The following is a 26572-nucleotide window of genomic DNA, read 5'->3' as shown; positions in this document are numbered from 1 at the left end:
CAACGCTGATTTTGTTAACTAAGATATGATTGACCACTTAAGTCAGCCTTAAAATTTATAAAACTACTTAGGAATAATTACAAGTGAGGTTATTCCTGTCTCTAAAACAGTTGTATAAGAGTATGTACCAGCCTCGTGTATAACTCTTTCATTTGGAGTACCAACTTCGACTACTAAGCGCTCCTCAAAATAACTAGAGTAATTTAATACTAAGCCATCTTCACTTAAACTAATTTCTCTTACATCTGCTGTTTCTCCAATAAAATTTTTTGTCGGTAAAGGTAATCTAACCACTATACTACCACTGATTTCGGAGTTATCTTTATAAACAAGATATAACCTTGTACTCTGACCATGTGGAGTGTCTGTCACGCCGTGCAGAATGGTAACTTCTTCGGTTTCAATTTTGTTTTTTACAACAGTCATCAATTTTTCAGTCTCAATAATAGCCTCTTTATAACTCTCATATTCATAAAAAGAATCTTTGATAAGAGGATTTACAGGATATTCATGTTGAAATTGATCTAAGGAAAAAACTCCATCCCATATCAACTTTTCATGAAGCTTATTTTTAGAATCTTTTAAATTTGAGTATAATGCAGCTGTAGTCACAGTAACAGCATCTCCACGTAGAAAATCACTTTGTACTTGAACTGGAAATATTCCGCTTACTGAAGCTGAAATCCAAGGTTCAGTCCATACAAAATTTTTACCTTCTCCTTCATTATAACCCAATGCTCTTAACATAAAGGTCAAATACATTTCTAAAGATATATCTGATTCTATACCAAAAATATTACTAGAAACACCTTTAGTTATCCTCTCGTCATAAGCATACGAAACATAACCATCAGCCCAAGCTGGTACATCTGTAAACGGATGTGTTTTAGGATATTTTTCGGCTTCTGCTCCCTTCCCTAGGGCACGAACAAGCATAACTAAAGCTTCAACCCTGTTCATTTTTCTTTCAAGCTCAAACACTGTTTCTCCATTTTCATTTTCTCCAACACCTTTAAATAAGCCCAATTTCTTTAAATTTAAAGCTAATTCCATCTCAAAAGCCAAATCTCTTGTGCCAACAGCACTTGCAACATGAAAAGTTGAAACACTCAAAAGTATACATAGACAGATTAGAAATACTCTCTTCATTTCCGCACTCCTTCTTTTATTATATAATACAATATATACTATTAACCAATAAAAGACTTGCTATTTTCTACTTATTCTTTCATATTGTTTTTTTTAAACCATTGGACAAAGGCCTCTTAATCATTACCCATATGCGATAGGTAGTAACCTGTTAGTCCATAGAGAACTCCTTTTGTTTTTCTAAAAGTTTTGATAAAATTAAAAATATAGATAACTGTCTAAGTAAATAGAGTATAAAAACTATAAGATAGGAGATGTATTGATGACGGAAAAACATACTCATTTTTGTACCTGTAAAGATTTAAATTGCAAATTGAACCCTCACAATCACGATTTAGGATGTGATCCATGTATTAGGAAAAATTTAAAGCAAGGAGAAATCCCAAGCTGTTTCTTTCACTTAATTCAAGATGATTTATCTCAACTAAGTAGATTTGACATAGAAAGTTTTATTAAGCTATACATAGAAAATCAAAAAGACTAACAGATATGGTTCAATTCCCTTGCGCTATTTACACCTCCAACTTTCATCCTACAATTTTGGGAGAATATCACTCCACATTGCGCGCAGTATATCCTTGTGTTTGGTGGAGTACATTTCCAAACCTGATAACCGTAACCACCTCTGGTTTCGGCATCATTTTTGGATGTGGTATCTACCCATTCAGTATGCATGCGATTTACATAGCCGCTAGGAATGATTTGCTTATCCTTGTATACCCCATTTTATAGTAACATTATCCCAATGCGAGAAAATTCCTCAGTATTCAGATACAAGCCGCCTGAACATGATGTATGACCATGCTGGCAGGTATTCCATTGGGGATTTACAATTTCCAACATATCGAACATACGAGGCTTTAAATAATCCAACATTATTTTGCCACTCACTTTTTCTACAATCCGACCAAGCATGTAAGTACATAAATCCTCATAGTAGAAATTTGAACCAGCTTCTTTCTTCATTTCTGAGATAAAGAAAAGCTCTGCTCTATCTTTGGATTGACTGAAATCCGATAACAACCCCATTTAAGCGCCCCCTATTGCTTATTTCATTAATTTTTTTATGCAGCTTTAATACTTAAGCTGTTATTTTATGCATCAAAATCGAGAATTAATTTCACTATATCATTTATATCTTTGTCCGCCAAACAAAATACATTTTATCATAAGATGTTCATCATATTGGAAGACTAGAACAATATAATCTAAAATCGAGTGGACAATGTCTTCTGAGTCTCAATTATTGGAAACAATAATTGAATTGAAAATCCCTTCCCATATCCAGACTCAACTTCAATTTCAATCTGCAATTCATCACATAATTTCTTTACAAGATACAATCCTATGCCAGTGGACTGCTTTCTATTGGTATTATCTCCTGTAAATCCTTTATCAAAAATAAAAGGAAGATCAGAATCCAGCACCCCAACACCATTATCAGAAATCCTTAAATAATACCGATTCTTTATGCTATCAAAACCAGTTTTTAACCAAATAAAGCTATCAACTTTTTCATTGGAGTATTTAACTGCATTAACGAAAATTTGTGTAAAAATAAACTGAAGTGCCTTTTTATCTGATACAATCGGGACATCTTCCATCTGAGAAATGACTTTAACTTCTTTTTCATCTAGAAATGCCTGAAACTCCAGCTGTACATCTTCACAGCAGAGATTGAGCGAAATCTTCTCTAATCGATAGTCAACATGAGATGCTTGTAATCTTGCATAAAATAGTATCTGTTCAACATCATCACTGATATTAATTCTTGCATGCTCAAGTCTCTGATACACCAATTCTGACATTTCTTCTTTACGATTTTCCAAAACCAAGGTTAATAAAGAAATAGGTGTCTTTATTTCATGGACCCAACTTTCAATAAATTCCTCATAATCTATAGTTTGCAGCTTGGACTCATCCAGTTGATCATTTAGCATCCGTAATTTATTAGCTAGATAACTTACCCTTTCTTTATGCAATTCACCAACGGATTCTATCAATCCATATTCATGTTCCGAGGAGGGTTCCCTGACAAAATCATAAAAGGCTTTATCTTTCTTCTTCTGCCACTTCCAAACAAGCAGCAAGCCGGATATAATGGTAGCTATAGAAAAAATAATCATGATACCAACTAGGAGCCCAAATGCTTCTGGATATGCTACCCAAGCCAGAAAAATAAAAAAGGCATTGCTTATACAAATAAGTAATATCCAAGGACGTGATTCCTTTAGAATGTTTATCCAATCTCCTAGCTTCATTGGCAATCGCCTCCTACTAATTGGTAACCAATTCCTCTGACAGTCTTGATTCTATTAGGTAGTCCAACCTCATCAAGAGTCCTACGTAGTCTAGTCATATTCACTTGTAGTATGTTTTCATCCACATATTCACTGCTTCCCCACAACAGATTAAATAGTTCTTCTTTTTTTACTGCAGAAGGGGCAGCTTTTACCAAGGCCTTCATAATAATTCCTTCATTTTCCGATAATGAAATAGAATCCTCGCCAACATACAATACATTTGTCTTCTCATCTAACTGAAAATCACCAGCATCTAAGAGAACATGAATATTTGAATATAGGCGAAGCAGCTTTTGAATTCTAGCAATCAGACGTTTAGGATGACAGGGTTTCGTTAAATAATCATCTGCCCCTAAATCCAATGCATGCAATTCGTCACGAAGTTGATTGCGTGAAGTCAATACCAAAATAGGACCTATTCCCCTAGCCTTTAGTGCACTACAAATATCGAATCCAGATAGCTTTGGTAAATTTAAATCTAATATAATTAATGAAGGAGAAGCTGAAACGATATCTTCCAAGGAAGTATCAAAAGAAGAGATACACTCTGCAGAGTATCCCTCTTTCTCTAATATACTTTGTAATTCTGCGCGTAAAGGAATGTCGTCTTCAACAATGACTATCTTTTCCACACTTTCACCCTCTATTCAATTTCTTTTAATTTCTTGATTTCTTCATCACTTTTTCGCTGTATCATCCATATATAGCAGAGCTCAAAAACAATAAAGATAATAAGAACAACTGCTATCACTATACCATTTTTTATACTTAATGTCATTGATGGGAAGGAATCCAACATGGACCAAATGCCAAAAATAGAACTAATCAATGCTACCAATATAACTAAACCAAAATACCACCAAATTTGTATCCTTGCTGATAAACACAAAGATTCAATACTTGCTCCTAGCATAGCTACTGTATAGTATCTATGTCTCGTACTTCTTTGCTGCATAAGAAACTTTAAGCCTAATACAGTGTTTGCTATAATAAGGAACATTATGCCTAAATAGAATGTGGTATAGCTTCCTGCAACTATATAAAACAACTGTCTTCCCATGCTAGAAAGATAGCTTTCATAGTCTAAGCCATGTGAACTTATCAGATTATCTACTTCATACATGGCCTGCATCAATCCTTTCTCCTGAACAAAATCAGAAGTTAGGACCATATTCCAAAGGTACGACTCCTGAGAACCTCCTGTAAAGGTATCATAAATATCATCGGGCACAATCAGAGCATATGAAAGAGTAATAGCTCTATCTGCAACAATATTGCTTGTAAATAATGTTGATGCCAATTTATATTGCTTTTCACCCATACTAACGGTTGGATTAGACTGCAATACTTTCCTCAATATATCGTGAGAGTGTGAAAATTCTTCATAAGAATACATTGCAACCTCATCGTCTTCCAATATAATAGGAGCTTTATTAATAGATTTAAGCAATGCATTATAACTAGAAAGAGAAATTAAATAAGGTCTATCCCGAGTAGATAAATCCCTTAATAGATTTTCTTTTTCTTCAGATTTTTTTTCCCTAGAGATGAATTGTTCTAATCCTGACCAGGAAAAAGTACGTGAAGCTGTATTTTCAGATATCTCTTCATCAGGAGGCTGAAAATTTCCTAATTTCATAGCATAATAACCCTTTACATAAGGCTTCAATTTATCAGAGGTAAGTACAGAAACAACTTCTTTTTCTATTCCTCTAAAAGTAAAATCTACAGTTCTTTCATATGCTGCACTTTCATTTAGTGCAGTAGAGATACCATAAGCAAAACAAACCATTGCCATAAGAATTAAAAGTGATGATATAGCGAGAGAACTCCATTGATGCAGAACATTCTCTTGAAGCTGTCTTCCCGTAAATACGAATAGACCAGTAGATGAACTGCTTTTACGTTTTATCCATGCTCCAATCAAACCTCCCAATCCTCGAAATAATATAAAAGTCCCACTGATTCCCATGAACAGTATTAATGCAAATATCATATAATTAAGGCTACGTAAATATAATACAGCCAATACATAAGCTATACACAACAAAACTGCTCCAAGTAGCAAAACCGCTCCTGTAAGCAAACTAACTAAACCCTTTACAGGCGAAAGAATTCTTTGCGACTCTTCCTTCTGTTCATTCAACAAATCTACAGGCTCCTTATTACTCATTTTCAAACTAAGAATAAACATAGCCAATAGTTGGACCACAATGAAACCAAATACCGTTAATCCTAGACCAACCTTGGAAATATGAAATTGATGACCAATAATGCCCATTCCAATAAGCCTAGAGGTCACCAGATTAATTAACTCTGTTAAAAATAAGGAAACTGGAACTCCAATGAATAAAGCAACTAAACCATTCCATAGTGTTTCTCCCATAATCATTGCAAACAACTTACTTTGCCTCATTCCCATCATTAAATACATTCCAAATTCATGGCTACGATGGTGTAATTGGTATCTATTTGCAAAATATACCAGGAAAAACACAAAAAATAGCGATACGGCATAGAGCATTGGGACCATTAGCAATAGCTTAGCTACGGCATTACTCTCAACTGTCTTAAGATACACCATAACATCTTGTTCACCAAGTGAGAGTATTACATAAAAAGCAATAATAGAAATTATAAGTGAAGCGAAATAAACCCCGTTTTCCTTTCGATTCTTACGACTATTTCGCTTGATGAAATCAAAGAACATTGGAGCTACCCCCTCCCAATTGTGCCATAACAGTTAGTATCCGTTCATAGAAGGAATTCTGAGTTTCTCCAGGCACTTTCTTCCTAAGTTCATGAAAGATTACTCCATCTTGAATAAATAAGATTCTTGAGCAAAAACTTGCTGCATTAGCATCGTGAGTAACCATCAAAATTGTGGTCCCTTCTGTCTGATTGCTAGAATATAGCTTTTCCATCAAGGTTTTTGCATTTTTTGTATCTAAAGCTCCTGTCGGCTCGTCTGCCAATACAATGCTTGGATTAGAAATCAATGCTCTTGCTGCTGCAACTCTCTGCTTCTGACCTCCTGACATTTGAGAAGGAAATTTGCTTAATAGATTCTCAATATCAAATTGTTTCGCTAATTTTTGAAGCTGCTCTTCTTGCTCTTTAGGATTTTCCCCATGTATTGACAAAGGTAAAATAATATTTTCTCTAGCAGTTAAGTTATCTATCAACTCAAATTCTTGAAATAAATATCCTATTTTACTTCCTCTATATTTTGCTAGTTGTGATCCTTTAAATGAAGATATATTCTTACCCTCCAACAAGATTTGTCCAGATGTTGGCTTTAGCATGGTTGCAATGCAATTAAGTAATGTTGTCTTGCCTGACCCACTTGCACCCATAATTCCAAGAAACTCTCCTGGAAGAACATCAAAGGTAATCCCCTTCAATGCAGCAGTTTCACTTTGTCCCTCACCATATGTCTTATGAATTTCTTTAACTTGAAGCAACTTATCTGAAATTTTCATGTAATATCCTCCCTCGTATATCTTTATATTAATACCATACAACAAAAAAATATCATTTAACACTTACAGTTGTTGTAAGGTTTGTGATGGGAGGAATATCTCCTTTACTTTTTAATTATCTTGCACCTTCACCAGTCTTTGTTATACTCACATGCTTAATTACATTGAACAGAGTTTCAAACTTTTTTGTATCCATTATCATTTCTCCAAAATGAGATATGCAAATACGTCATAACTCTAATTAAAAACTTTCATTTTACAGTAGTAAATTTAAAAGAATTACGTTGCTTGCTTGGTTCACGCCCCCTTAGCTTTGCATCAGAAGATGATTTGTTCTGCTATCTTGGTTTAAAAAAAGCCTCAGTTACCTCTTTTGGTATACTGAACGATATGGAACGAAAAGTTAAAGTTGTCATTGACGAAGAATTAATGAAACTCCATACTGTCGGAATCCATCCAAATGAAAACACAGCTACATTATGGCTCTCTCCACGAGACTTGCAAAGTATTATAGAAAATCACGGAAATGCTGTCGTTTTTCTAAAAATATAGACAGTATGGAGCGTTAGGATTATATTCTAAACACTGTCCTGTGTTTTTTATTTTGTATAAGCTTTAAAGTCTTCTATGTCTCTAAAATAGCCTAATAAAAACGCAATTATTGCCACATTTGTCCATTTTAAACACAACAAAACTTGCCTTTCGACAAGTTTTGTTTATACAATATTTGCTTAGGTTACAATGTACCTGCCCTTGATCTAAAAATAAAAGCACCAAAAATTTTGATATCTTAATTCATTTATTTTCTGTATTGGTAATAGAGAGATTCTTATACTTTTGTAAAGATAAATTGAAGTTTTATATTAATAAAATTCTGTAAACTGTTTTTAATACTTAATTAATCCCATTGTCCTGGAAATCTTAGTTTTTGTAGTTGTGGGAATTTTTTATTATATTCTTCCACTTCTTCCTTTGGAAGATTTTCAAAAACTTCTGATTCATAGAATTTTCCTTTTATGCCTTTCATACCATCTTCTATTAATTCAATCCCCATAAATGCATCAAAGTTTTTACCATCGGCAGTTGTAATATTAAAGTTGTCACATGTTTTAAATCCTATTCTAGGATAATAATCTGGTTCTCCAAAAATTACAATTCCTTTATACCCTTTATTTGCAGCTAACTTCATTGTTTCTCTTAATAGCAGCTCACCAACTCCACATCCCTGCCATTTAGGTTCTACACAAAGAGGTCCAAAGGTTATAATTTCATGTGTATCTGCCCCATCAACAACTCGTGCTTTTGAATACATTATACATCCTATTACCTCTCCATCCTTTACCGCTATTCTACTTAGCTCTGGAAGATAGTCTTTATCTTGACGTAATTTATGTACAAGATAGTGTTCATCACATCCAAGATGATGTTTATTCCAAAATGCATGCTGTGTCATTAGTTCTACATTATACCAATCTGATCTTGTTTCCATTCTAATTTCTATATCTTCTCTATTTAATCTTTTCTTTTCTTCTGGGAACCATCCAAATTCTAACCTTACTTCTTTTCTTTGTAAATCATTGTTCTTATAGCAACAAGTATCCATACCAATCAAGCTAAAGCCTTCATGCTGATAAAAATCTATTGCATTAACATTACAAGATTGTGTTTCTAGTATAATAGCACGACGACGCTCTCTCCTTGCTTGTTCCTTCGCCATTTCAATTAACGTATGACCTATTCCTTGCTTTTGATATTTTTCTGCTACCCAAAGTTCTGTAATTCTTAGACGATTAGACCATAATTCTTGATCAGTTTCAATTGCAGCGACTAATTCGCCATCAACTAATACTCCCCAAGCATAAGCATTTTCCCAGTGATCTTCATATAACTTATCTGGAAAATCATATTCTTCTGGTGTATGAGTTACTGGCTCTGTAAAAGCTTTCTTTTCTATCTCAATAACGAATCCTTTATCTGCTTTATTTACATTAACATCATAATACTTATCTGTTGTATACTTTATTGGAATAATAGTTCCTTTCCACTTTTCTTTTGGTAAATGTATAATTTCGTATTTCATAGCTTTCATCCTCTCTTCTTATAGCAGTTATTGCCACTTTTTCATTCATTTTTATTTTGTCATGCTTTTAAAAACATGTCAATCAAAACTTCCCCTTAACTTCCCTTGACTCTGCTCTAGAGCCTGTCCTGCCAGCATGAACGGTCATTCAGTTATTAAGTGACAGTAATAGCCCAGCACAAAATCGTTTTTTATTTGATGTTTGTACTTATTTTTGAATCTCTCTAAATCAACACATTCATACTCCATTATCTCTTCAGGTATACGAAAATGAGATACTAAATATCCACCTAGTTCCGAACTATATGCATCTGGCGCTAGGTTACCTAACATGAATTGATGCTCATCAAACTTCACTCTTTTCAGTATAGCATCGCCTACACAATAATGAATTATCCTTGACCCCATAGCCCCTCCTCCAATAATGTAGTATTCTGATCATCCTACTGAAACTTTTAATTATCATACCCAAATATGACGAATAATTTGTTTATTCTGAACCTCTAGTATTGGCTATATTTTACTATAATCGTGTGAAATGGTTAGGGGGCTAAATAGTATTTCAAATTTTTAAGATCTTTAATTACTACATAATCTTTTCCTATACTTAACAATCTCTGTATGAAATAATGTAACTTATTTCTACATAGCAATACTCCATTAATTCCAAGTTTCATAGCCCCTTCGCAGTTAATAAGGTTATCATCTTATTTACACTTGGTAAATATAACAGCTCTAGAATGTTTATTTCTTTTTTGGCACATAAAAAAGAGGCAAAGTCATCGATTATAAGTTGATCGAAGACCTCGTCTCTTCAGGTCTCTATATTTATTTTTAGATTTAAAGATACTTATATTTTACATGTTCTATAATGTATTAGATAAACAAAGCATAAAGAACTTGTCTTTTTATGATTCTTTTACTTATGTATGTCTATTACTTAAATTCCTTAATTGATTTTTTAAAATACAATGTAAACATAAGAAGTAAAAGATATGCTGTTATCATATTTATGATTGACTTTATAGGATCTTGAAGAATTTGATATGCATTTAGTTTTCCAGAATAAATTGCACACACCCAACTCAAAGACCCAAATACTAAATAAATATCTTTTTTGGATTTCCAAAAAAGATATAAAAAGTATGTAGCTAAAGGTATAAAAACTAATATACGACCAATATCCATAATACTCTACCCCTTCTAGAGATTATCTTTAAATATATAACTCCTTATGCACAGCACAATAGAACCGTCAGACTGTGTGAAAATTCACATTCTATACGTGTCATTCTGAACGCAGTGAAGAATCTGTATTTGAAGCTATTAGAGACCCATTCGCCTCGCTCAGGGTGACAGTTTACACACAGTCTGACGTCCTATTGTATTGCTGTGTCATTTTTTGAATTTTCTATTTGTGAAAATAAATCCTATTAATGAAATAATCGCGACCAAAGCAAATATAATTCCTAACCAGACAGGTATACCTACAACAAAACGGTCAATTAAAATTGCCGATGAACACAATCCCAAAGATAATAATAGTAACCATATATTTTTGCTCTCAGTGTTTTTCACCCAATTACCACCTTATGAATAAAATATAATTTTCATTACATATGTATATAATAACATTTATGTACATTATAGTATATAATTTCATCTTATCATCTCTGACTTCTCCCCGTTTATCCTGTCATCAGTATTATACACTTCACCGTAGAGTATTCCCAATCTCACTCCTTCACAAGCAATGTTACGACTTCTGTATGGCATAGCCTTCTGTACTGATTTGTCTAAGATGCATGTGAGGAAGATCAAATTCATAATTCAGGCTAAGTTATTATAATTTGAAAAATAAGTCAGTTCTTTCTCCTATTTTATTAAACCCAATTTTTTTATACATTTCTTTTGGGGTATCGTCCTCATCAGTAACTAGATAAATAGTATGAGAATTATTTTTAATTGCAATATCAATTAGTTCATTCAAAATAGTTGTTCCGTACCCCCTACGCTGGTAAGTAGGAATTACAGCAAAGTCTTCGATTTTTGCTATACCATTGTGCATAAACAAATCGCAATTTCCAATTATATATCCGTTATAATGGCAAATATAAGAATTGACTCCATTGTCAGAAATATATACTCTCCCACGTCTGTAGCATCTCCTTGTACAAAAATCCTTCCCAAGCTTCTCCTCATCGTGTTGCAAATCACAAAATAAAATATCATCTATCATTTCTTGATTGTTGACCTTCTTTATTGTACAATCAGTCAGAGCATTTAGTCTTGAAAAATTAGAAATATCAAAAGAATAATACCCATTTATTGATATTTCAGGCTTGCATTTAAGCATAGACAACAGAGAACTGCTGACTGCAGAATTTAAAATAATATTACAAAAATTACTTTTTTTAGATAATCGCAAGGAAATTTCATTTTGTATAATTCGTTTCAACTCAATATCACTCATTGCTTTTTTTATATATGTAAAGTTGTGATAATACATATCATATAACTGATCATCAGAAAATCTAATTATCTCTTCATCTTCGTAAACCTCTGAAAAACACTTGGTATATTCTAATTCACACTCTATAATTTTCTTATCTATTAGCATAATAACCCCCCGATTTCTCCATCTTTAATAAAACCTTTACTAAACATAAAATTACAGTTACTTAATATCTTATTTTTTCAAACTATAACCCAAAGTATAACCCGATATCTGTTAGACCTCTGTTATAAGAGGATTGCACCTTATCTTAAAACAAAAAAATATTATGCTCATAGCAAAAATTTATCATTTTGAATGATGTCTCTAACAATTTTTTCTATACTTAATGACGTCGTATCAAGATAGTATCTTTTATCATAATCCATTTCATTGAATTCATTTAGTAGTAGAATGGAACGTTCGCCCATTTGACAATCAGATGGGCGCATTTTATCACGCTTTATTATAGTTTCTTCATCCGTCAATAAAATACATAGCTTTATCTTTGTATCCTTAAAATTATTCCTTATATATTCTGTATCTTTAGGCGTACATATATAATTAAAAATAACATCATATTCTCTATTTTGGAAGTTCCTAATTAAATCCACACAATTTTCCCAAAACACATCTAAATGATTGCCTTCCATCCATGGTTTCACATAACCCCCACATACCAGGTGGTAAATATCATCTCCTTCTATCAATGCTGACTTTTCTTTTAGTTTTGCTAAAGCTTGAGAAATTGTTGATTTACCAACACCTGCTGGACCTGTGATAAGATATAAATAACTCATTATTATCCTCCATACTATAAAATAATCTTTACTTTACATTACTCTACTTACATACATTATATAAACTCTCTACCACCTTTAGTTCTTCTGTTAAATGATGACGCAATTAAATAGAACCTATGATTTTATTGTCTTCTTTACGTATTGTGAAATATATCGTGGCAGGCGTATCTTCCTGAGAAGCTCCTTACATTTTTCAAGCTCAATTTTCCTTAACCACTCATCATAATCTTGATAGTGAATAAATCCACTGCTACCATTTATATGTTTAGATATATAGTCTTGTCTGTATTCCATAGCTTGCTTCTCATATTTCTTTGATACTTCAACTAATAATAAGTCGCACATAATATTCCTTTCACTTACATTTCTTTATTTATCAAACTTTCAGCCACGTTCAAGCAAGCATACCGTTCAAAAACTCTATATTCCTCATTCTGCTGATAACCGCACATATTTCATAAAACCGTGGTAGTTCAAGCCATCTATCGGTTAAGAAAAAAGTTGAATAAATGCTATCAAGCCCATCAGATTTAATTTTTTCAAGCACATCGTAAATTGCTCTTTTTATATCAATGATTTCAGCGTTGTTTTTAACCATGATATGACGAAGTATAAAACCTATTGCATTTAGCTGTGGTGTTCCGACAATGTTATGCAGCATCCGTATGTCGATTTTTTCGTCACCAATTAAGATAAAGCCCATATCTGATATAACAAGCTTTTCTGTGCCCGAACCATTAGGATAAGACGTAAACCCTTTGCTGTGGAGCTGTCTGTCAAAATTCCAATTAGGGGAATCATCCAGATGATCCGCAATTCCACTCAACGCCTTGGCTTTGGCGGTTGCATTGCAGGCAATAAATTCGTCCATCATAATTACATTATCGGCAATAGACATATATTCGCCGCTGCCACCGATTACAAGGATTGTAGATACACCTGCATCGGTAAAAAGTTGATTTACACGCCCTGTAAACGGCGTTATCGGCTCTGTTTTGATAAGCACTTTCATTAGCTTATCTCGTATCATAAAATTTGTTGCGCTTTTATCCTCGTCAATTAAAAGAAGCTTGGAACCGTAATTCACTGCTTCCATAATATTTGCTGCCTGTGATGTTGAACCGGAAGCGTGGGTTGTTGAAAAATGCGCTGTATCTCCATTTGGAAGCCATTTTATAAACGGCGAGAGGTCAACATTTTGTACTGCTCGTCCGTCCTCCGCTGATATTTCTACCGCAGTGTCATCGGTAATAATAAGCTCTCTACCATCACCGATAATGTGGTTAAAAATCCCAGCGGAAATAGCATCAAGAAATGTTGATTTACCCGAATATCCGCCGCCAGTAATAACAGTAACGCCACAGCGTATTCCCATGCCCTTGATACCGAAAATCTCTATTTCATCCTGCTTCGGCGATTTAAAAGGTACAGCATTTTCCTGTGGAAGCTGTGTGCCTTTGTTTCGCGGCAAAATAGAGCCATTTGCAATAAAAGAACAATATTCGGAAGTTTTTAGCCATTGCCGTATTTTCTCCTGCAAAGTATATAACTGTATCGCTTCATCAAGCTCATTATGCTTGAAGTTCAGTATAAATGCATCTACTGCATCAGGCAGACTATTACACAACATACGCATAGCCTTGCGGTGATTTTTCAACGGCAATTGTGCCATAATCAAAATCTTCAAATAACACTCATTTTGACTATTTTTTGAAACACAACAAGCATTGCGCAACAAAACCTCGCCTGTAGGTTTATAGGAATAAAACACCCCATTCTCTTTATCCGGTCTTGAACGATTATAAATCTCTGCATTTAATTCATCAATATAACTATTAAATTCTCTTAGTGCAAAATCTGCCGTTACGAGATGATTTTCCTTTTCTGTTAAACTTAAGCGCAGAAACGGTATGCTAATTTCTATACTAGGCTTATCAAGTGTCAGCTTGTGCGTTCTGCTAATCGTATATGATACGTCGTCACGCCAATAAGTGGGATCATAAAGTGTTTCATCAAGCTCAGGGACATAATACGGCCCTTCGTACATATCGTTGTATGTAGAATTTTTGGGGTCCATTGAAAGCAGATATTTTCTTAGTCGTTTCATCTAGTTTGCTCCTTTTAAATTATTTTTGTTTTTCATAAAGCGAGACAAACAGATTATTAAGGAAACAAAAAAACACACCGCTTTCGGTGTGCATAAATGCTTAACACATACGCATAAATATCTGCAATTATTCAGAGCAGACAATATAACACACTAAAAGCTCATTAATTAATCTGTTTGTCATATTGTCCACCTCTTTTCTTTTAAATTTATAATTACTATAACATAAAGTATGCTAATAGTCAATAGATGGAATTTGCTTAAATATGTATTGGGAATCCATTGGGAATCAGATTTATTCAACTTATCTCCTCACCGCTACAAAAAGGCCGTTATCTTCTCTGTCAACTCACTTTACCTAATTTCAGACCCATTTTTCCATTGTTATAACTCTAATTATCCAATGTCATCTATATTTTTGCCTATTTAAAAGGGTTAAAAAACAGTATTTTTTCACTGATTTTTGACCCAATATTTGTCCTCCAACCACTACATGCTGTGGTTTAACCGTCTTATTTCTCCTTGTCACCACAATACGTCATCAGAATTATACTCTCCGCCGTAGAATGTTGCCAATCACACTTCACTACTCTCGTGTTCTTGGACATTCTTGATATGAGACGTACATCTACTTCTTCAGTCGTTATACTCCTTCAAAATCAGAATAAATAGATGTCAATATTTATTATCCATAATAACTAAAATATCCACAAAACTAACTTAACTGCTTCTAGAACAGCTTCTTTCCACTTAATAAATATATTTGTATTTTATGCCTAATTGCTAAATAATTCAATAAAAATCACCTATATTCTCCATATAAATTGTTGGGTTTGTCTCTAACAACTGACATATTTAGTTGTTTTACATTGATTAGATTTTCCTGTTTACATTTTGGATAAAATAGCGGGAAATGCTTTAATTCAGTATCTTCTCTTAATTTTATTTAGGTTTTATTTCAGCAGATAGGACATAAGGTTCACTCGGTATTTACCATTTCAGCACCTCATTTCATAAATATATTTTTGAATGAAACCATAATGATCGGTGCATACATGCAAAGCAAACTTAATCTTTGCCATATTCCCTCATTGGAAATTATAGTATTTTCAAACCTTGCCTTATCAGCCATTACAAACAAAGCAAAAAACAGTATAGCCAAAACAAAAAACATAAACGACATAACGCTACAAACTATCTCGTTTGAGCGCATAAAAATAATCCCAATAATCAAAGGAACAAAGGTTAAAACAAAAAATCCTAAAACAGAGCCATACCCATGTATTTTTTCAGGTAGAGTTGTAAGTGCCTTTGTTTCACCAACTGAAAATATACCTGATAATATACAAGCTCCGATAGCATAAAACACTACAAAAAATAGCAATACTTTTGAAAGCATATTTGAAGCAGGTAAATACATTGCATACAATTTTGAACTGCCAAGAATAAGCATGATTCCCGCAGCAATGAGCCACAAGTTATATATTAAATGTACTGGGGAATTGCGATTACCTAACAAACTCATTACCATTGTCAAATGATTATACTTTTTGCAAAATGGCGCAAGAAAAAAAGGTATAACCAAATCGCCAATCGTTGCAATGAGTAAACGAATAAAGCCTACATCTGACACGCCAAAGGATTTTGCCATATTATTTATCATCTGCCTTAAACCCTCCTAACCCTTTAAGGATTTTTACTGCAACTTCTTGCATAACATCTGCTTTTGCAATAGCAATTCCTTGTTCCTCATCTCCTAAAACCAATAAAGTGTCTCCTGGTTTTATATCAAACAGATCTCTTGCTTCTTTAGGAATTACAATTTGCCCCCTGCATGTGTATCCATCATTTCAACCCCCCTTGTATTTGATAATATTATTATATTAATCCGCTTATATATGTGTATTAATCAAGATAAAAAGATGATATTATTATATCTATTAGCAAAGGTAATAGTCAATACTTTGCGAATGGTGATAAACTAAACTATAAAAGAAGTATCTATTCCATATTTTAAAATTTAGGAGGTAATTGAATGATAATTGACGGGCATCCAAAAGAAAAAGAAGCAATGGAGGCATTTCACCAAGGCAATAGAGCAGAGGGATTGAAAATTCAAGATGAGTTTATTGAAGATTTACGTGATGCTATGAAAACACAAGACCATTGTTCATGTAAAAAGGCCTGCAAGTTTCATGGTAAATGTATAGAATGTGTAGCAATACATAGAGCGCATCAGGATCATTTGCCAAACTGTTTCCGAATTATGGTGAATCAAAAGATTTTAAAAATATCCGAACTGACAGAACATACGATAATCGATGATTTAAAGAAGTAGTACTTTCTTAAACAAAGAAACTGAAAGGCCTTACATTATTATTAGACATCAGCATAATGGGAAGCAGAGATGTTTTTAGCTCACCGCTTCCCATTTGACATGCCATTTTTCGCAGCTTTTATCATCTATAAGTTACAGGTAGAATATTCACAGGGTGCCACACGCATGGGTAAGTGTTTCCACAAATGAGAATCAGTGTTGAATTTGACGACTGAAGGTGCGATCATGTCGAAGAATTCTTGGATATTCATATCTTCCTGCTAAGCTTTCAAATAGCTCATAAATCATATGCCTGATCACAAATTCATTTAATTTTTTTGGCTTATATGAAAACAAAGGCACTAAGATTTTTCATCTTAATGCCTTTAAATTTTCTTTATTGATTTTTTTGAATGATAATGAGTATTCTCATTAGCTACCTGCTAACCACAATAACCTATTATCCTCGAATTCACCTGTTCTCATAGTAAACTCAGTACAAGAACAGGCGGTTCAAAAACTATGCTAAGGATAAACCACCGTCGATGACCAATGCTTGCCCAGTAAAATATGAAGATTCATCACTTGCTAAGAAAAGAATCCCGTTTGCAATTTCTTCTGGTTGCGCACCACGTCCCATAGGAACACCTGGTAATACAGCGTTATCAAAATCATTACCTGGTTGAACCATTTCAGAATAGGTTAAGCCTGGGCATACAGCGTTAAAACGAATACCATCTTTCGCATAAGTTTTAGCCAATGTACGGGTAATGTGGATGATTGCAGCCTTAGATGCTGAGTAAGGAATATTCATCGGCATCGTTACGATACCACCAACTGACGCTGTGTTGATTACAGAACCCTTGCCTTGTTTTAGCATAACTGGAAGTACTAATTGCATCATGGCAATTTGACTTCTCAAGTTTGTGTTCATTGTTCGATCAAAGTTATTCTTCAGGTCAATATTTAAGAAGTCTGCGTCAATAAGAATACCTGCGTTATTGTGCAGAACATCAATTCTACCATATTTTTCAACTACATGGTCAACTAAAGCCTTGCATTCTTCTTCATCTGTTGCATCACATCTGAAAAATTCGACCTGTCCACCTTGTGCAGCAATTTCTTTTTCAACCTTTTTACCAACATCTTCACGTCTACCTGTAAAGATAACTTGTGCACCCTCTTTAGCTAATAGTGCAGCGGTTGCCTTTCCAATACCAGAAGTTGCACCAATGATTAATGCAACCTTTCCTTCAACTCTTCTCATGTCAAATACCTCCTAATTTTTAAGTTTCTTTATATAGTATCAATAAAAGATAAACATTTCAACCTATAAGCACTAAATGCGTGAAAGTGCCCTAGATTTTCATCTATATCCTTTATGACAATACTCATCTTATATAGTTTCCATGTAGTTGAATTACACTCTTGTCCATATATTGATAAATTTTCAACCTTTCCTTGATGCTCTTCCATGAACTTTTCTGTTTGGACAAACATTCCGCCACTTTTTCCTTAGCTACTTGCAAATTGACCTAAGAAATATTCATAAACCCTTCCAAGTAAACCTTTTTCTCCATTTTTATAAAGTTTGTTAGTTTATAGATTTAACGGGACGTGCTTCAATGTACCCTCTGTACCCCATTGGTGCAAGTTGAAACCTTGGCGCAGTTTCTGGTGCCCACTGATATCCATAAATAGAAGGATCAAACTTTTCAATATGATTCCAAACTTCGCCAATTGCATCCATAAAATCGTCATCATTATAAGCTTCACCTTGAAACACCATTAGTTTACAAGGTGGCAGCTCTATAAGTTCATACCCATCAGGTATAGAATTAGCATAATCTATCGGAACTTCAACACCCTGCGCATATTGTGATGTTCCTTCTTTTATAAGATGTTTTGGAAGCCACATTCCAATAGGCTCATACATAGCTTCCTTTACACTTGAAAGTACAGACCATACATCACAGCCTACCTCCTCACAGTATGCAAAATATCCAGTTGCCTTTTTCCCTCTCCTTAACATAACTTTTCGTATAGGACGTTCAATCACCTGTACAAACACTGATTTGGTATTACTTTTTTCACTCATCATTTTCTCTCCTTTATGAAATGCTCGGTAGGTATCAAAAACTTTCTGAGGCATAAACAATTTAATTGGCGGCGTGTATTGACTATATTTACTTGGTGGCATCCCAAATTCCTTTGAAAAAGCTCTTGTAAATCCCTCATGAGAATCAAACACAAAATCCATTGCTACATCTATTATCTTTTCATTTCCATCTCGTAGTGTTAATGCTGCTTTTGTAAGTCTTAATGCACGAATATACTCAAATGGTGCTTTACCAATAACTTCTTTAAATAGTCTTGCGGCATGCCATGGTGAATATCCTGCTGCTACGGCTATTTCTTTTAACGTAATTTTTCTTAAGACATTATCCTCTATATATTCTTGCATTCGTTGTACCGCCATAATAGTTTCAACCTCATCCATTCTCACACCTCCTTGTGTCTAAATTATATTTCATAAAGACTTTTATTTCTTGACTTCTGTTGCGTTTATAAAGAATTTATAAACTGTCATCACTCCAAATACCCTATGTCATCTATATTTTTACTGTTTTTTGAGGCTCAAAAACAGCACCTTTTTGTCTATTTTCGAGCCTCGAAATTGCTCCAAAGCCACAACGTATTGTGGTAAAAGTCTACTTTTTGCCCTCCTAACCACATTTCGTCATCATTATTATCGTTTTAATATGCGGTGAGATTACAATAATGATATCGAAAGTAGATGTTATCCCCTTGATGTAAATAAATTTATTTTAACAACTTCGTTCATCTATTTTATATTCACATTCAAAAATTCATAATCAATTAATATAACTTTTATTTAGCCTTTTATACCATCTTTATAATTATTGTATCACATTGGTTTTCCCAAATAAATCACTATTATTTCACTATCTGCACGTGCCAGTTACATATATCATTTTTCTCTCCATATGGTTTTTACTGTCTGATATATCCTCCTTTTCTTATTCACATTAAGCATGGTATTAGAATGAATATATCCACAGGCATCACATTGGAAATACACTCTTTAAAACAATAATGGTATCATACAATATTTCTTCTTTAAAGTCTGGTAAGTGCTTACAATTTACCTTTGTCACTTGCTTCAGTTAGACTTAGAAGTTCATCGCCACGGATTAAAAAATCAAGTAGATATGTTCACATAAACAAAAAGCCATTGAATGTCCTCTATATATTCAATGGCTTAAGCTATTGATATCACTAAGTTTCATTGCTTTTTGATTCTAACTACGACTTAAACGTGACCCTTATGAAGAAACATATCAACTGGCTGAACTTCCTTTGCTCCATAATCATTTTTTATTTACTATAGCTAATTATATGTGGATATCCATCATTTTAAATAAATGATGCTACTATTATAATTACTTTCATGAAATTCAGTAAAAGCAATTTTATTACTTGAAGGGCTCCAACTAATTTTTGCGTTGTCAATGTTTGCTGCAATTCGTATAGATTTACCAGCTGATATATCATATAAATAGATTCCACTACCTTCTACACCATCAACAATTGACTTAAGGTGGAATGCTATCATTTGCTGATTAGGAGACCATGAAACACCAGTCAACTCATTTCCTTCTGCAATGGTTTCCAAGATTTTCCCTTCAGTATCAGCAATAAGAAGCTTTTTAGAGTGTCCAGTCCATTGAGTAATTAGCAGTAGTTTTCCATCAGAGGATAGTGTGATTCCAACAGTGTTTTCTAATTTCAGATTCTTTTTTTCTTTAGTTAACATATTAAACATATATAATTGTGAGAAATCACCGTCTGTCATGACATAATATACTTTATCATCTGATTTTTCTACACTATACAATTGCTCTCCCTGCAGTTCTGGAATATGGATGATATTCCTGTCTGTATCAGACAAATATGCACCTCCGGCATATGAAATCCCTATTATATTTTCATTGTCAGTCCATTGAGCTGAAATAGCAATTCCAATTACATCATCTTTAATAGCTGATTGTTCTTCCACTAAATCCATACTCATCAGATAATAGGCTATATCTCCTATAGAGTATTCATAGTACAACAGGTTCTTTTTATCAGGTGATAATGTAGCCCCGCCAAGAAACATATCTTTTTGAGCTTTAACTATTTTGTACTCTTTGGTGTTTAAATTGTATAGATATATACTTCTAGGGTAGAATCCTAAATTTTCTAGTAAAGTCATCTTTCCAAGTTCAGGGTTTTCCTTTGAAAGGATAACAGTCTGTTCATCTAACCAATCAGTAATTTCCATTCCCTCATATTTATCTATTTTTTCTACCGTAATAGAAGGTTTATCAGTATCGTTGTTTTCATTTTCAATAATAGTATTGTTTTTATCTTCCTCTTTAATCTCTGTATTATTTTCTTTCTGAACCAAACTGCAAGAATTAAAAGTTAATAAGACTACAATGGTTGCTATAATTATCTTCATTCTATTAATTTTCAACTGAATCATCTCCTTCTATTTTACCTTATAAGGCTTTTGTAATATTAACTATCACAAATCTTCTCTTCAGTGTTATCTTTTACTTGCATTAGTATTTCTGGTTATCATTTTATTAAATAATTACCCATGTTGGCTGGGAACAAACAGTTTAAGGGTTATGTCTCTATCACTTCTTGTTAGCTTATGTATTTGGTGTTTCTTCGTTTTTAAATCCAACTAGTTTGATGTCAATTTCTTTAACAATATAAATCTATTTTCATTTTTACTTGGTTATGCCCACAATTGGAATACATACCTTAGAAAGCTTATCAATTATATTATCAGAATAAAACACAATATTTGAATAGTCAGTTCTTATACTCTATAATAAACTATCAATAAAACAAAGCCAGCTAGGATTATATCACTCAATCCCAACTGGCTCAAAATATAAATGCAACTTTCTCTGAATATCCACTTATATTCACCACTATCACGTTGGATTTCAAGCTCTAAACCTGTACACAAATTAAAAGTATGACCGAATCATTTTCATTAATAATTTCATCCCATACAGATTAAAGAAAACCATTCATCATCCTCAAAACTTCACTGAATTCAAGTTCTGTCAGTTTAAGTCGACGAATAAACTCTTTCCACTTACTTTGCATTTCTATATTAAATTTAAAATTTGAATAAAAAATAAATGCATTAAGATATTGATATTCTAATGCATTTGTAATTTTCATTACTAAGTCTTTATATATATTATTTAGATTGTTTCTTATTTGTTAGATAAATAAAATGTAAATTATAAGCACTATGTAAAACTATGGATTATATTTATAAATCTCATTAACAAATTGAGATTTAAACTATACTGTCAAAATCTTTGCTCAGACATGATTTTTTTAATCTTTTTGCTCTTAATAAATACTTAATATCAGAAAGATTGTCATACGAAAGTTGAAGATGAAAATAGTTAATATATTCAAGTACTGCAAATATATAAATAAAGCCTGCAATGCCTAAACTGCGTAAAGGTACTGATGGATACCATTTGAAAAAATCAAAAACAAAAATAAAAATCAAGAAAATTATCAGAACGATATTCAACTTTTTTAAATTTTTATACTTATTTATAATTTTGATAGAAGTTATTGTTGTATTCTCTATCTTTAATCTCTTCCATTTTGCATACCAGTAGATACTCCCCTGAACTAATAGAAATTCTAAAAGAAAAAATGAAATCCAAAAAGAAGTTAGCGAATACAACCGTAATTGAGGATAGACTCTTTTAAGTAAAAAATTCAAAGCAATAAACCCTACTACTGACATTAGCTCGCCAGTATATAAATATGAAAATCGGTTTAATAATTTTTTTCTCAAGTATTCATCTCCTCTCATTATTAAATCAATGGGAAATAAAAGTAATTCTCATATATTTAGATTTTATTAACGTCACATTAATCACACATAGGGCATATGTATATATTATACTAACATCAATAGTATATAATTCATCTACCAATATCTCAACTAATAATCTCATCTTTTAAACTCTACTTTTCCCAATTTCATTCTGTCATCACCTAAATCATCCTATGTCTTCTATATTTTAGCCTATTTTTGATGGTCAAAAAACGGTATTTTTTCTCCGATTTTTGACTTGAACTTCGTCCTCGAACCGATACATGTTGTGGTCAATCCCTATTTTTTGCCCTCCGAACCACAGTTCATTATCAGAATTATACTCTCAATGTGCCCTGAGGATACAAAAAAGATGTTGTCCACCTCTGGCATTTCCTTGGCGGGAGAGTATATTTTTGGAATCTCAGTCTGTAGAAAGATTTTTCGCCATGATAGTAGCCTTCGACACTATTCACTAAAATAGTTATGATTGTTATGCAATTAAACACACATATTACTAAAAGTTATCACTAAGTTAGTCTTTCAACAAATTTGAATTACTGCTTACCAACTCCTGCCAACGTCTGCTTTTTTTCATATAGCTATATGCTTCCTCATCTCTAAAACAAGTCAGCAAGCTATTATGAAGCTCTGTAATGAATTTTTCTTCTGGTTTTTTAAATTCCATATGTTCATATAGATTCGCCTTCGTAAAATCACATATCTTATCAGCACTTGCAAGCATTCCCTCCATCGTTTCTATAGTTGCTTCCACATCTTTCTCTGCTGTTGCCAAATCAAGTCTACACGATGCCTCATGGTATTCGCCCATTTCAAAAATATTCACTAATTCTCTTTGCTTCTCAACAAGTATATAAGCTTTTTCCCTATCTTTATCCTGCATAGCTAATGTATATATACTTTGAAATACCATATTCATCATTTGATAGCCTGAAAACAATAATTCCTCGTATGCCTTATAGGCCTCATTCACCTGATTTGTCTTGCTATAAATAAATGCTTGTTTTCTCTTTCTCTCTGGATTCTGGCTAGAAAAATAATTCAGATACTCCTCTGCTTTCTCGTACTGTTCCTTTCTTGAATAAAATCCAAATAAAGAATCAGCTGCTCTATTCCTAATATTCTCATCCTCGCTTCCCAAAGCACGTACATAACAATCATTGATATAATCTTCATATTTCTCTGAATCCGGAATATCTTTTGCTAAACGCCATGCATCTAAAATCAGTGCCATTTGCCAAATCAACTGTTCACAATTAGGGTATTGCTCGATTTTCCCTTTTGCCCATTGAAACGCATCTTCATAGGTTTCGTCTTTTAATTTGGCGTCAATTTCATAAACAATGCTGTTTATATCTTCTGCTGTAAGTTCTTCTTGAAAGGACAATAGAGTATCAAGAGTAATGTTGAGCAATCTGGCAATAGGAACCAATAACATAATATCGGGCTGTGAATTTCCATTTTCCCACTTATTGACTGCTGGAGCTGTTACTCCAAGGCGATTTGCCATTTCCTCCTGAGTCATGTTTTTTCTTTTTCTGTATTCTCGTATTACTTCACCTATCTGCATGTAAATAACCTCCTGATTCTGTTTCAATAAGCAATGGCCTTTGCTACTTTAATCATATCAAGAATCATTATATCTAACAATTGAATATTCGTTAATTATTCCTCAATAAAAATAACTCTTATTCATATCAGAGCGTATTCCTTGTGCAAATAGTCTTTACTTCTATTACTTTACGATTCTTTCCACAAAACGATTTAGAATAGCAGCTAGTTCCCAATTTGAAACATCCTTTACATCTTCATACTTGGATAGATTATCCTTAGCCGTTACATCATATCCCTTGTACTTAGCATAGTTCATTAGGATTACTGCTAATTGTTCACGGGTGATTGGATCTTCTGAACCAAATTTGTCATTTCCATAACCATTTACAATTTTGCTCTCTGATGCCCAAGCTACTGCATTTGCATAATATTTATCCGTTTTAACATCACTAAAACTATTGGTTTTTGTTGATGGTAAGCCTTCTAATCTGTGAAGGATTGTTACAATCATTCCTCTTGTAGTGACTCCATTAGGATTAAATGTGTTGGCATTTGTTCCTTTCATTAAGTCCTTTTCATATACATATTTTACTGCTTCATAGAACCAGCTATCTTCATTTACATCTACAAAAGGATTAACCCATTTAACTTCTGTTTCAGTTTCTTCCTTAGCTTCATCTCCTCCTATTACATAAAGTGAAAGATGATTTAAGACAAAGCTTACTACTCCATTTTTATAGCGTGATTCTAGTTTTTGCAGTTCTCCTTTATCATTTAGATACCATACTGTTACTGGTAATTCTCCCTTATATGGTACGTCTATGGTTAATTCCCCATCAAATTCAGTGATGTTTTTAGTACCCATTAAGATATTAATATCAAATACCAAATCTCTTTTTTAACGGATTATTTTTGAGCTGACGAAAGGTTCTTTGTTAATATTTGCTTTAATTCAAGCTTCATATCAGCAGTTCCTGCAGACTTATCTAAAATAGATACTAAGGCTTTATTATCTATAGTAGCTGTGCCTTCCGGTAATTTTATTGCTATATCAGAATCTGCTTTTTCAATGGAACACTTGGTATCTTAACCGCTGTTGCATTTTTTACTGATTGAAGGTCTAATACTACTTCCCCTCTCCCGTTCCGTTTCCATCATTTTGTACTATGACTGAATAGACTGTAGTACTGGTAGGATATACTTTCACGCCATTCACCCAAACCATGCCAAGCTAGCATATTTAGTACAAGCTCCAATGTAGATATATTATCTCTTAAGTTCTCCCTTTTTTAATCCTTTAAGATTCTTATATTGTCCTGTACTTAATCCTATCCATGCTTTTGTAATTTCATCAGTAAGTATTGCATATTCAATTCCTTATTTTACACCTCGATTATTCCATTCATCAGTTAATTCTTTACGTACTTGAATGGCTTGTAATCTTTGATTTATCTATTCACGTGAATATCCTTTTTTAAGATGTGTTTCCAGTGCTCTGTCAATGGTAAGTTCAGGATCAATAGTCTCATCAATTCTTTCACTGCCCACCCTAGCAAGCCACATTTTAAAAGGCCCTGCTTTCGGGGATGGAATTGATTGTATGATTCGCAAAAGTTCTTCTGTATCAGCAACATCCATCATTCTTTTTTTACCATCTGCTGCTGCCATTTTCAACTGTACGATTTTATCGTACAGTTCATTTCCTAGGCGAGATTTATTCAAATCTACTTCTCGAAGTTTTAACTCATAATTTTTGATTTTCCTATCAATTGTTGCGGATTGACCCATTAATGTTGGACAAAAGCTCACGAATACTTTCTTTTTCTTAGATTATCTATATTTTAATGTTTCTCGCTTCTTTTATTATACATAAATATTTATCCTCTAGTAATCTATGGAAAGATTCTATACGGGCATTTTTATTTGGGGTTTTAAATGATATTCTACTATGTTTCTATCATATACATCTAGAGAAGAGGCTATATAAAAAAAATCTATCTTTACCATGGATGTAATCATATTTAATATCTACTTCCCAAAGGCAATTAGAGTTTGTAATGTCTCTATTTTGAACTATTTTCCTTGGATACTTAGGTTTAACAATCCTTTGGAGTCTTAGCACATTTGATTCTTAACATAATCTATATACCTTCTTTTTATTGAAGCCGCTCCAAACCATGTATCATATCTCTCATAAGTATAATGTACCCGCGTAGGATAATCCAGCGCGGATATATTATACTTATGATAAATAAACCTGATCGGCTCCGCAAATAAAAAGACATAGCAATTCGCATCGGATTTTGCTATACTGTTTGTGAGCTATGTTT

At 33.2% G+C, this 26572-nt stretch carries 25 protein-coding genes and 1 pseudogene; 3 read left to right on the top strand and 23 right to left on the bottom strand.

Features of this window, described 5'->3' with window-relative positions; all coding sequences use genetic code 11:
* Positions 1-63 precede the first annotated feature (63 nt).
* The gene (locus QO263_RS08395; RefSeq protein ID WP_285628762.1) at positions 64-1149 is read right to left on the bottom strand and encodes a hypothetical protein; all 1086 of its coding nucleotides are present in this window, start codon (positions 1147-1149) and stop codon (positions 64-66) included.
* A gap of 262 nt (positions 1150-1411) precedes the next feature.
* Between QO263_RS08395 and QO263_RS08390 the strand changes: the two genes are divergently transcribed.
* The gene (locus QO263_RS08390) at positions 1412-1633 is read left to right on the top strand and encodes a DUF6485 family protein (RefSeq protein ID WP_285628759.1); all 222 of its coding nucleotides are present in this window, start codon (positions 1412-1414) and stop codon (positions 1631-1633) included.
* Positions 1634-1875: 242 nt separating this feature from the next.
* On the opposite strand, the gene QO263_RS08385 is transcribed toward QO263_RS08390, so the two are convergent.
* The 5 genes from QO263_RS08385 to QO263_RS08365 form a co-directional block, all read right to left on the bottom strand.
* Positions 1876-2178 carry a serine hydrolase domain-containing protein gene (locus QO263_RS08385; RefSeq protein ID WP_285628756.1) on the bottom strand — a complete coding sequence of 101 codons (303 nt, stop codon included), beginning with the start codon at positions 2176-2178 and terminating at the stop codon, positions 1876-1878.
* 179 nt (positions 2179-2357) lie between these two features.
* Positions 2358-3410: a sensor histidine kinase gene (locus QO263_RS08380; protein ID WP_285628753.1), complete on the bottom strand. Its 1053-nt coding sequence runs from the start codon at positions 3408-3410 to the stop codon at positions 2358-2360.
* Positions 3407-4084: a response regulator transcription factor gene (locus tag QO263_RS08375; RefSeq protein ID WP_285628750.1), complete on the bottom strand. Its 678-nt coding sequence runs from the start codon at positions 4082-4084 to the stop codon at positions 3407-3409. The genes QO263_RS08380 and QO263_RS08375 overlap by 4 nt, the downstream gene beginning before the upstream one ends.
* Before the next feature lie 11 nt (positions 4085-4095).
* Entirely contained in the window at positions 4096-6162 is a 2067-nt protein-coding gene (locus tag QO263_RS08370; RefSeq protein WP_285628748.1) for an FtsX-like permease family protein, read from the bottom strand.
* Positions 6152-6934, bottom strand: a complete 783-nt coding sequence (locus QO263_RS08365; protein ID WP_285628745.1) for an ABC transporter ATP-binding protein — start codon at positions 6932-6934, stop codon at positions 6152-6154. The genes QO263_RS08370 and QO263_RS08365 overlap by 11 nt, the downstream gene beginning before the upstream one ends.
* 186 nt (positions 6935-7120) lie before the next feature.
* On the opposite strand from QO263_RS08365, the gene QO263_RS19035 reads away from it, so the two are divergent.
* The gene (locus QO263_RS19035) at positions 7121-7486 is read left to right on the top strand and encodes a YbaK/EbsC family protein (protein ID WP_352169623.1); all 366 of its coding nucleotides are present in this window, start codon (positions 7121-7123) and stop codon (positions 7484-7486) included.
* A 346-nt stretch (positions 7487-7832) separates the two neighbouring features.
* Here QO263_RS19035 and QO263_RS08360 read toward each other — a convergent pair whose 3' ends face one another.
* The 9 genes from QO263_RS08360 to QO263_RS08320 all read right to left on the bottom strand — a co-directional run bounded on the left by QO263_RS08360 (position 7833) and on the right by QO263_RS08320 (position 16241).
* Positions 7833-9014: a GNAT family N-acetyltransferase gene (locus QO263_RS08360; protein WP_285628742.1), complete on the bottom strand. Its 1182-nt coding sequence runs from the start codon at positions 9012-9014 to the stop codon at positions 7833-7835.
* A gap of 144 nt (positions 9015-9158) precedes the next feature.
* Positions 9159-9422 (bottom strand): hypothetical protein, encoded by a 264-nt coding sequence (locus QO263_RS08355; protein WP_285628739.1) that lies wholly within the window; start codon positions 9420-9422, stop codon positions 9159-9161.
* 1435 nt (positions 9423-10857) lie between these two features.
* Positions 10858-11634 carry a GNAT family N-acetyltransferase gene (locus tag QO263_RS08350; protein ID WP_285628736.1) on the bottom strand — a complete coding sequence of 259 codons (777 nt, stop codon included), beginning with the start codon at positions 11632-11634 and terminating at the stop codon, positions 10858-10860.
* 167 nt (positions 11635-11801) lie between these two features.
* On the bottom strand, positions 11802-12308 hold the full coding sequence (locus tag QO263_RS08345; RefSeq protein WP_285628733.1) for an AAA family ATPase: 507 nt from the start codon (positions 12306-12308) through the stop codon (positions 11802-11804).
* Between the two features lie 117 nt (positions 12309-12425).
* Positions 12426-12656 carry a hypothetical protein gene (locus tag QO263_RS08340; protein WP_285628730.1) on the bottom strand — a complete coding sequence of 77 codons (231 nt, stop codon included), beginning with the start codon at positions 12654-12656 and terminating at the stop codon, positions 12426-12428.
* Between the two features lie 49 nt (positions 12657-12705).
* Positions 12706-14418 (bottom strand): P-loop domain-containing protein, encoded by a 1713-nt coding sequence (locus tag QO263_RS08335; RefSeq protein ID WP_285628727.1) that lies wholly within the window; start codon positions 14416-14418, stop codon positions 12706-12708.
* A gap of 802 nt (positions 14419-15220) precedes the next feature.
* The gene (locus tag QO263_RS08330; RefSeq protein ID WP_285629250.1) at positions 15221-15364 is read right to left on the bottom strand and encodes a cysteine-rich KTR domain-containing protein; all 144 of its coding nucleotides are present in this window, start codon (positions 15362-15364) and stop codon (positions 15221-15223) included.
* 60 nt (positions 15365-15424) lie between these two features.
* Entirely contained in the window at positions 15425-16081 is a 657-nt protein-coding gene (locus QO263_RS08325) for a DUF998 domain-containing protein (RefSeq protein ID WP_285628724.1), read from the bottom strand.
* Positions 16071-16241 carry an AbrB/MazE/SpoVT family DNA-binding domain-containing protein gene (locus QO263_RS08320; RefSeq protein WP_285629248.1) on the bottom strand — a complete coding sequence of 57 codons (171 nt, stop codon included), beginning with the start codon at positions 16239-16241 and terminating at the stop codon, positions 16071-16073. The genes QO263_RS08325 and QO263_RS08320 overlap by 11 nt, the downstream gene beginning before the upstream one ends.
* A gap of 212 nt (positions 16242-16453) precedes the next feature.
* Between QO263_RS08320 and QO263_RS08315 the strand changes: the two genes are divergently transcribed.
* The gene (locus QO263_RS08315; protein ID WP_285628721.1) at positions 16454-16756 is read left to right on the top strand and encodes an LPS biosynthesis protein; all 303 of its coding nucleotides are present in this window, start codon (positions 16454-16456) and stop codon (positions 16754-16756) included.
* Positions 16757-17255: 499 nt separating this feature from the next.
* Here the strand turns inward: QO263_RS08315 and QO263_RS08310 are convergent, their stop codons facing one another.
* The 8 genes and pseudogenes from QO263_RS08310 to QO263_RS08275 form a co-directional block, all read right to left on the bottom strand.
* Complete coding sequence (locus tag QO263_RS08310) at positions 17256-18002, bottom strand: SDR family NAD(P)-dependent oxidoreductase (protein ID WP_285628718.1); 747 nt, start codon at positions 18000-18002, stop codon at positions 17256-17258.
* A gap of 29 nt (positions 18003-18031) precedes the next feature.
* Positions 18032-18235 carry an N-6 DNA methylase gene (locus QO263_RS08305; protein WP_285628715.1) on the bottom strand — a complete coding sequence of 68 codons (204 nt, stop codon included), beginning with the start codon at positions 18233-18235 and terminating at the stop codon, positions 18032-18034.
* A 94-nt stretch (positions 18236-18329) separates the two neighbouring features.
* Positions 18330-19235 carry a helix-turn-helix domain-containing protein gene (locus tag QO263_RS08300; protein ID WP_285628712.1) on the bottom strand — a complete coding sequence of 302 codons (906 nt, stop codon included), beginning with the start codon at positions 19233-19235 and terminating at the stop codon, positions 18330-18332.
* A gap of 933 nt (positions 19236-20168) precedes the next feature.
* On the bottom strand, positions 20169-21278 hold the full coding sequence (locus tag QO263_RS08295) for a TolB family protein (RefSeq protein WP_285628709.1): 1110 nt from the start codon (positions 21276-21278) through the stop codon (positions 20169-20171).
* Between the two features lie 849 nt (positions 21279-22127).
* A complete protein-coding gene (locus QO263_RS08290; RefSeq protein ID WP_285628706.1) occupies positions 22128-22646 on the bottom strand; it encodes a hypothetical protein in 519 nt (172 codons plus the stop codon).
* A 556-nt stretch (positions 22647-23202) separates the two neighbouring features.
* On the bottom strand, positions 23203-24258 hold the full coding sequence (locus QO263_RS08285) for a helix-turn-helix domain-containing protein (protein WP_285628703.1): 1056 nt from the start codon (positions 24256-24258) through the stop codon (positions 23203-23205).
* 165 nt (positions 24259-24423) lie between these two features.
* Entirely contained in the window at positions 24424-25131 is a 708-nt protein-coding gene (locus QO263_RS08280) for an S-layer homology domain-containing protein (protein ID WP_285628700.1), read from the bottom strand.
* A gap of 340 nt (positions 25132-25471) precedes the next feature.
* Positions 25472-26051: pseudogene (locus QO263_RS08275) on the bottom strand (BRO-N domain-containing protein); the annotation flags it as partial.
* Positions 26052-26572 lie beyond the last annotated feature (521 nt).

Source organism: Proteiniborus sp. MB09-C3 (assembly GCF_030263895.1).
In the GTDB taxonomy this organism is placed as follows: domain Bacteria; phylum Bacillota; class Clostridia; order Tissierellales; family Proteiniboraceae; genus Proteiniborus.
This window is presented reverse-complemented; position numbering and strand designations above follow the sequence as displayed.